A 6,426-nucleotide genomic window follows, 5' to 3' on the forward strand; every position below is an offset into this window, starting at 1 on the left:
TGTATTTACTTCAAATTCATATAAATTCTAATTTGTAAAAAGGTCAATATGATGCTTCTGCGAGATTGATGATTTAAAAAATAAAACATACATTTGCATCTGAAAATTATCGATCGATGAAAAAATATCTGTTTATTATCTCTTTTCTACTTTTGATTTTACCGATTAAAGCTCAGCTTCCTTTAAGTGAGGAATCACGCATAAGTATTTTAACGAGCTATCCTTCGGACGAAGAGGTATTCACTCTTTACGGACATACAGCAATCCGGATATTAGACCCGGCTCAAAACATTGACCTTGTTTTTAATTACGGAATCTTTGATTTCCATACTCCGAATTTCATCTATAGGTTTGCCAAAGGAGAGACAGATTACAAGCTTGGGGTTGACAACTTTCAAAACTACTTCATAGAGTATCAGATGAGGGGTAGTAAAGTAGTAGAACAGGCATTAAACTTGAATCAGGTAGAAAAAGAAAAACTATGGCAAGCATTGATTGTCAACTACGAGCCACAAAATAGAACGTATCGCTATAATTTCTTTTTTGATAATTGCTCAACTAAACCAAGAGATTTGGTAGAAAAAGCAGTAGAGGGCAAAATAAACTATAAAGAGAATAAAAACAAACTTACGTTCAGGGACCTGATCAATGATTGCACACGAAACCATTACTGGTATACCTTCGGTTGCGATCTGGCCTTGGGAAGTCCGACCGACCGCATTACCACCATCCGTGAACAAATGTTCTTACCATTATATCTTGTTTCTGCCTTTGATGAGGCTACCATTAGCACTCCCTCTGGTGAAAGCCGCAAATTAGTACAATCTTCGTCTGTTTTAATTGAAGAAAATAAAGACATTGATAAGAGTAGCCCAAGTTTATTTTCGCCACTGTTTGTGTCCATAAGTTTATTACTGGCAGTTACAACACTAACCATTATAGCATTCAAAAGGAAAAAAATCTTCCGAGGTATCGACATTGTATTGTTTTCAATAGCCGGCATAGCAGGTTTGATTCTCTTTTTTCTAAGCTTTATATCAACGCATCCTGCTACCAACCCGAATTGGTCGCTTATTTGGCTTCACCCCTTTCATCTGATTGGAGTGATATTGTTTTCAGTAAAAAAGCTGAATAAGGCTGCTTATTATTATCATTTTATTAACTTTGCAGCGCTAACACTCCTGCTTATTGGATGGTACATCATTCCTCAGCAGTTTAATACAGCCTTTATCCCTTTGGTACTAACGCTTTGGATGAGGTCTGGATATAGTGTTTATATCATAAAAAAGATTTATTAATGAAACGATTCCTTACATCTCTGATTGCGGTTTTAGCAATTACCAATCTGGAGGCGCAACAACAAACGCCTAAATTGGTGGTATGCATCACGGTGGATCAGCTTAGAGGTGATTATATAGAATATTTTTACAATACTTTTGGAGATCGTGGATTCAAACGATTGCTAAACGAAGGACTCGTATATAAAAACATTCGTTTTGAATTTTCAAACGTAGATCAGGCCTCAGCATTTGCTACACTTTTTACAGGGACCAATCCTTGTTTTCATGGAATTACAGGAGACAGCATTTACGATTTTGAAAAAGATAAGGAATTGCCTTGTCTGTATGACCCGGCTTTTCTGGGCAATTACACGCACGATAATTACTCCCCCAAAAACCTTATCAGCTCTACCATTGGAGATGAGCTGAAAATTGCTTCAAACGGGCGAAGTGACGTATATTCGATCGCACCGGATGCTAATAGTGCTATACTATCTGCAGGGCATGCAGCAAACGGGGCTTTTTGGCTTGATAATTATAATGGCAAATGGGCTACTACCACCTATTATAAAAACGTACCTTGGTATGTTGATCGTTTTAATAATGGGAACGAATCTCTTGAATCACGCATTGAATCAATGGTTTGGGAGCCATCATTGCCACTAAAACAATATAGTGCATTTCCATACCTGATGGACGATCTGCCCTTCAAGTATTCTTATAACCCTAAGTATAAGGATTGTTATTTCAATTTCAAAAGCTCACCATACATAAACAAAGAGATTACCCGTCTTACAAAACAATTTCTGGAATTTGGAGGATTCGGTAGCCGAAGCTGTCCGGATTTATTGTCTGTAACCTTTTATGCAGGTAATTACAACGGGACTAAAAACAAAGAATATACAAGAGAGATTCAAGATATTTATATTCAGCTGGATAAGGATCTTGAACAACTTTTGGATGCTGTTGACAAGAAAGTAGGACTGGTAAATACCCTGATTGTTTTATCAGGTACGGGTTATTATGAGAATGAAGTAACCTATTCTGAAGGACTGTCTCTTGGAGGAGGAGATTTTTATCCAAAACGCTGCGTAGCCCTTTTGAATATGTATCTTATGGCGATACATGGCCAACAAAATTGGGTTAAAGGGTATCATGACGGTCAGATTTTTTTCAATAGAAAAGCCATTGAAGATGCAAAGCTCGATCTTGGAGTGATACAACGGCAAGCCGCCGAGTTTGTACTAGAATTCAGTGGAGTGCAGCATGTAACAACCGACAGAGAATTAAGATCCGGAGATTGGAATGAAGGTACTGCAAATTTCAGGAATGGCACACATCACCTAGGAAGAGGTGATCTTATCATTGAACTACAACCGGGATGGACTATTGCCAACGGAGACGAAAAAGGGAAAAAAAACACCAGCGTTGTCCGCAATAATGCAGTAATCACACCTTTAATATTTATGGGCAACGGACTAAAACCCGCTCATATCTATAGAGAAGTGAAAGCAACAGAGGTAGCTCCTACAGTTACCCATGTACTGAGGATCAGGCCACCAAATGCCTGCAACCAGTTACCGCTTTCAGAATTACTCAATTATTAACAAAAACAAGAAAATAAAAATATCATGGGATTTAATGAGTTTATGACCAAGCTGTTTGGCAACAAGTCGCAGCGTGACCTCAAGGAAATCGACCCTTATGTAAACAAAATCAAGGCTATATATCCTGAGATTCAAAGGCTGTCGAATGATGAATTGCGTGCCAAAACGGATGAAATAAAGCAACGTATTCAAGATTATGTAGCCACTGAAAATGCAAGAGTCGAAGAGCTTCGTAAAGGAATCGAAGAAAAAGAACTGGAAGAACGCGAAACTATTTGGGCAGAAGTAGATGTTATTGAAAAGTCTATTACTGAAAAAATGGAGGTTGTTCTGGAAGAATCTCTTCCAGAAGTTTTTTCTATCATGAAAGAAACAGCACGCCGTTTCACTGAAAATGAAAAGGTGATTGTAACTGCCAATCAATTCGACCGTGACTTAGCTACTAAACACGATTTTGTAAGCATTGAAGATGATAAGGCCATCTATCTGAACCACTGGAAAGCCGGGGGTAATGATATCAAGTGGGAGATGATTCACTATGATGTACAGCTATTTGGTGGTGTGGTTTTGCATAAAGGTAAAATTGCTGAAATGGCTACTGGTGAAGGTAAGACATTGGTTGCAACCCTTCCCGTATTTCTTAATGCCCTTACACGAAAAGGCGTACATGTTGTAACTGTAAATGACTACTTGTCAAAGCGCGACTCGGAATGGATGGGACCATTATATATGTTCCATGGCCTTTCTGTTGATTGTATTGACAAACATCAGCCTAATTCGGATGCCCGTCGTGCAGCTTACAATGCAGATATAACATTTGGAACGAACAACGAATTTGGTTTTGATTACCTGCGTGACAATATGGCTATAAGTCCGCAGGATCTTGTACAGCGCAAACATAATTATGCAATTGTCGACGAGGTTGACTCTGTTTTGATTGATGATGCCCGAACTCCTCTTATTATTTCTGGTCCAATTCCTAAAGGAGATGATCAGTTGTTTGAAGAATTCAGAAACAATGTTGAAGTGGTTGTAAATGCTCAGAAAAATCTCTGCACCAAACTGCTTACTGAGGCAAAAAGCAAAATGCTGAGCGAGGATTCTAAAGTAAAAGAAGAAGGGACGTTATTGTTATATAGATCTTTCAAGGGATATCCAAGAAATAAGGCTCTGATAAAATATCTTAGCGAACAGGGCGTAAAGGCGGCCATGTTAAAGACTGAAGAACAATATATGGCTGAAAACATGCGTAACATGCATTTGGTTACGGATGAGCTATTTTTTGTAATTGATGAAAAGAACAATAGCATCGAGTTGACCGACAAAGGTATCGACCTGATGACCGGTAATTCTGACGATCCTCATTTCTTCGTTCTGCCAGATATAACTTCCGAACTATCTCAGCTTGACAATATGCCGGGAAGCGAAACAGAAAGGCAGGCCCGTAAAGATGAAATTCTCGCTAATTACGCTGTAAAAAGTGAGCGTGTACATACAATCAACCAATTACTTAAAGCCTATACATTATTCGAAAAAGATGATGAATATGTAGTGATGGACAACAAAGTAATGATTGTTGACGAGCAGACGGGTCGTATCATGGAAGGTCGTCGCTATTCAGATGGATTACATCAGGCTATTGAAGCTAAAGAAAGAGTGAAGGTTGAAGCAGCCACTCAGACATTTGCAACTATCACGCTGCAGAATTACTTCCGTATGTATCATAAACTTTCGGGTATGACTGGTACTGCAGAAACAGAAGCAGGCGAATTATGGAATATCTACAAATTGGATGTTGTTGTAATTCCCACCAACAGACCGATCGCCCGTAAGGATATGAACGATCGTATTTACAAGACCAAACGAGAAAAATACTCAGCTGTTATTGATGAAATCAGCAGTCTGATTGAAGCTGGGCGTCCGGTACTTGTAGGTACAACTTCGGTAGAAATATCGGAATTACTAAGCCGTATGCTTACGCTACGAAAAATTCCTCACAATGTTTTAAATGCTAAGTTGCACCAACGTGAAGCGGATATTGTAGCTCAGGCAGGTCAGGCACGTACTGTAACCATTGCAACGAACATGGCTGGTCGTGGTACGGACATTAAATTGTCAGCCGAAGTCAAAGCTGCCGGAGGTTTGGCTATTATCGGTACAGAGAGACATGAATCACGTCGTGTAGACCGTCAGTTGAGAGGTCGTGCAGGTCGTCAGGGAGATCCGGGATCATCTGTATTCTATGTATCTCTTGAAGATGATCTGATGCGTTTGTTTGCATCCGAACGAATTGCCGGGCTGATGGATAAACTTGGATTCAAGGAAGGTGAAGTTTTAGAGCATAATATGCTTAGCAAGTCTGTAGAACGTGCCCAAAAGAAGGTAGAGGAAAACAACTTCGGAATCCGTAAACGGTTGTTGGAATACGACGATGTAATGAACTCTCAAAGAGAAGTTGTATACTCACGTCGTCGTCACGCCTTATTGGGTGAACGTATTGGAATAGACGTTCTTAATACAATTTATGATACTTCATCAGCTATTGTTGATCAGCATGAAGGTGATTTTGAATCGTTCAAGCTTGAACTATTCAAGGTATTTGCAATGGAGTGTCCTTTCACCGAAGATGAATTCAGAAGTGGAAAATCAGACGCTCTTACTGATAAGTTGTTTGGGGCCGCATTAAAAACATTCAAACGCAAAATGGAGCGCTTATCGGAAGTTGCAAATCCGGTAATCAAACAAGTTTACGAAAATCAGGGGGGAATGTATGAAAACATTATGATTCCAATCACAGATGGGAAACGGATGTATAACATCAGCTGCAACCTTAAGGAAGCTTACGAAACTGAATGTAAGGCCATCGTCAAATCATTCCAGAAATCGATCGTACTTCATACAATTGATGAAGCTTGGAAAGAGCACTTGCGTGAAATGGATGAGTTGCGCCACTCTGTTCAGAATGCGAGCTACGAAAACAAAGATCCATTGCTTATTTATAAATTGGAATCTTACAACCTGTTTAAAACAATGGTAGACAATATGAACCGAAAGACAGCCTCTATCCTTATGAGAGGTCAGATTCCGGTTCGAGAAGAGCCGAGACAAACACAGGCTGAAGCAGAAGCAGCCCATGCTGCTGCCCAACGGGTAGCTGTACAGCAGGCTGCTCCTGAAAAACGACAGGATATGAGTAAATACCGTACCCAGAAAGATGAAATCGGAGGTACTACTCAACCTGAAGAACGTGCAGAACAACGTCCACAACCCAAGCACGAACCTGTTCGTGTTGAAAAACAAGTTGGACGTAATGATGCATGCCCATGCGGGAGTGGCAAAAAATATAAAAACTGTCACGGAAAAGGTCTTTAAGAATTCCTGCTTAGCATTATAAAAGAGGGTGATCCGATGAGAGGGCACTGAAAAAGTAGCTTTCCCTCTTTTTAACAAAAACAGAACGGTATAAATCTGACCTAAAGTTGGATTTATGCCGTTTTATTTTGTATCTTAGAGTCATAAAAGAAGAATGACTATGCTCG

3 protein-coding genes are annotated in these 6,426 nt (G+C 39.6%); all 3 read left to right on the plus strand.

Features of this window, described 5'->3' with window-relative positions; all coding sequences use genetic code 11:
* The first annotated feature begins 116 nt into the window (after positions 1 to 116).
* From AB7E53_RS01470 to secA, 3 genes are read left to right on the plus strand one after another with little or no spacing between them, the layout of a single operon-like run.
* Positions 117 to 1,298 carry a lipoprotein N-acyltransferase Lnb domain-containing protein gene (locus tag AB7E53_RS01470; protein ID WP_371689852.1) on the plus strand — a complete coding sequence of 394 codons (1,182 nt, stop codon included), beginning with the start codon at positions 117 to 119 and terminating at the stop codon, positions 1,296 to 1,298.
* Positions 1,298 to 2,887 (plus strand): alkaline phosphatase family protein, encoded by a 1,590-nt coding sequence (locus AB7E53_RS01475; RefSeq protein WP_079684303.1) that lies wholly within the window; start codon positions 1,298 to 1,300, stop codon positions 2,885 to 2,887. Before AB7E53_RS01470 ends, AB7E53_RS01475 begins: the two co-directional genes overlap by 1 nt.
* Before the next feature lie 24 nt (positions 2,888 to 2,911).
* Positions 2,912 to 6,259 carry a preprotein translocase subunit SecA gene (gene secA, locus AB7E53_RS01480; RefSeq protein ID WP_079684302.1) on the plus strand — a complete coding sequence of 1,116 codons (3,348 nt, stop codon included), beginning with the start codon at positions 2,912 to 2,914 and terminating at the stop codon, positions 6,257 to 6,259.
* The last annotated feature ends 167 nt before the right edge of the window (positions 6,260 to 6,426 follow it).

Source organism: Macellibacteroides sp. (assembly GCF_050251695.1).
GTDB classification, from domain to species: Bacteria; Bacteroidota; Bacteroidia; order Bacteroidales; family Tannerellaceae; genus Macellibacteroides; species Macellibacteroides fermentans.